Origin of the sequence: Streptomyces sp. NPDC048275, assembly GCF_040652275.1 — a bacterium.
Classification (GTDB): domain Bacteria; phylum Actinomycetota; class Actinomycetes; order Streptomycetales; family Streptomycetaceae; genus Streptomyces.
The window spans coordinates 1-2,264 of the sequence record NZ_JBEZLR010000235.1 but is presented as its reverse complement, the minus strand read 5'-3'; the positions used below and the strand labels follow the sequence as shown (position 1 = coordinate 2,264).

2 protein-coding genes are annotated in these 2,264 nt (G+C 37.7%); one reads left to right on the top strand and one right to left on the bottom strand.

Going from position 1 to position 2,264, the window contains the following annotated elements; all coding sequences use genetic code 11:
- Positions 1 to 654, top strand: a 654-nt coding sequence (locus AB0D57_RS47605; protein ID WP_362088753.1) for a methionine gamma-lyase family protein, incomplete at its 5' end; no start/stop codon positions are given.
- A 67-nt stretch (positions 655 to 721) separates the two neighbouring features.
- Here AB0D57_RS47605 and AB0D57_RS47600 read toward each other — a convergent pair.
- A protein-coding gene (locus tag AB0D57_RS47600; protein WP_362088752.1) for an IS3 family transposase occupies positions 722 to 2,052 on the bottom strand; the annotation gives its coding sequence in 2 pieces (ribosomal slippage) (positions 722 to 1,671 and positions 1,671 to 2,052; 1,332 coding nt in all).
- Positions 2,053 to 2,264 lie beyond the last annotated feature (212 nt).

Genomic DNA, 2,264 nt, shown 5'->3' with positions numbered 1-2,264 from the left:
CCAAATGCAGTTATTTTCGTTGACAATTGCTACGGTGAATTTGTTGAGGCACAGGAACCAACAGAGGTTGGGGCTGATTTAATGGCAGGCTCACTCATTAAAAATCCTGGTGGAGGCTTAGCGAAAATTGGTGGTTATATTGCGGGTCGTGCAGATTTAGTAGAGAAATGTGCTTATCGTATGACGTCACCAGGTATTGGTGCTGAAGCAGGAGCAACATTAAATACGCTTGGTGATTTCTATCAAGGATTTTTCCTTGCACCACATGTTGTATCTCAAGCATTAAAAGGTGCCATCTTCACGGCGGCTATGCTAGGAGAGATCGGCATGAATACATCACCAAGCTATGATGCTAATCGTACGGATTTAATTCAATCGGTTTCTTTCCAAACTGCGGAACAAATGATTGCTTTTTGCCGTGAAATTCAAGCGAACTCACCAATTAATGCGCATTATGCACCAGAGCCGGCGTATATGCCTGGCTATGAAGATGATGTCATCATGGCAGCTGGAACATTCATTCAAGGTTCCAGTATTGAGCTTACAGCAGACGGTCCTATTCGTCCGCCATTTACAGCATTTATTCAAGGTGGGTTAACATATGAGCACGTAAAATTTGCAATTTGTAGTGCTGTTCAAAAAATCCAAAAATAGATAAATAAAAAACTATTCAAAATGTCCATTTAAACTGTACCCTTTGTAAAGGACATTTTAAAAAAAGCTAGGCAACTTGTTGAAGCTGCTGTCTGTATTTTGCAGGCGGCAGCTTTTTCAAATGCCATTGCCCTCGATAATGGTTGTAATACATCATATAACTCTTAATTTCTCGTATGACTTCTTCTAATGTTTCACATTTCTCGATATTTGTTTCATCTTTAAAATGTCCAAAAAATGATTCTTGTGGCGCATTGTCCCAACAGTTTCCACGGCGAGACATGGATTGTCCTAACCCCATTTTCTTCACAAGTTTTTGGAATTGTGGATTGGTATAATGGAATCCTTGATCCGAATGAATAAAGGCATCTTCTGTTAAATGGCGGTGTTTCTTCAATTGATGAAGCGTATTGAGGGCAATATCAATACTTAATGAAGACGACACTTCATACGCTAAAATTTCATTCGTTTCAGCGTCTTTAATCGTTGATAAATAAGCGCGTTTACTGCTTCCATACGTTAAATAGGTGATATCCGTCAGTAACACTTTTCCGGCCATACCCTGTTTAAAGTTGCGTTGTAATTCATTTGGGCACGTACGATGTTCTTTCGTTGCTTTTGCCATACGTCGAGTTGGATTCGCTTTTCGAATCGGGCAGATAATCTGATATTTTTTCATCACGCGGCGAATACGTTTCAGATTGTACGTAATTCCATATTGATTTTCTAACGTCATTTTAATTTGACGTGCTCCTTTTTTTCGCCCTCTGAAATGATACGCTTTTAAAATGATTTCCTTTACCACTTCATCTGCTTGTTCTTGCTCCACACGCTTCTGAGCTGATTTTTCTGAAAAATAATTGTAATAGCCAGACCGAGATATACCCATCACATCACATAAATAGCTGACTAAACGCTTTAATTTATACTTTTTCATCGTGTGATGGATGAGTTCAAATTTTAGTGCCGTAGCGATTTTTATTTCTTCTTCAACATCTGCCTTTCGAGTAGATCGAGCTTTTTTAACAATTCATTCTCTGCTTCAAGTAACCGATTTTTCGCCTCTAAACGCTTCAATTTTTCTTCTAATGTCAATTCGCGTTCAGAAGGTCTACCTGAATTTGTTTTACGTGTATCTTGTAAACCTCCGACACCTGCTTTACGATAAGAAGCTCGCCAGCGTTTGCCTGAAGATTCGATTCGTTTTATACCGATTAATTCAACATCTAAACCCGCATTTTCAAAAATTTCTCTTGGGAATTTACCTTTTTCATTTTCCGCAATAAAATGACGTTTAAATTCGTCAGTATATGTGATCGCTTTCTCGCTAACTGCTTGCACATTTGAATTACATTTTAGTTGTTCTTGTTCCTTTTTCGTAAAATATCTTTTGGTCATTTCACTCTACCCCAATATCTTTTTTCTCATTATAAACAAAAGTACCCTATAGGATAGACTTTTTTCAAAGTGTCTATCTTATAGGGTACAGTTTAATTTTGAATAGTTTTTTATTTATGGATGAAAAGTTGAAGATATCATTTGTTGAAACGTAGCAATGTATATAAGTTGATTGGACATCGGACGCCCTCAGAAAAGCCCAAGTCGAAACG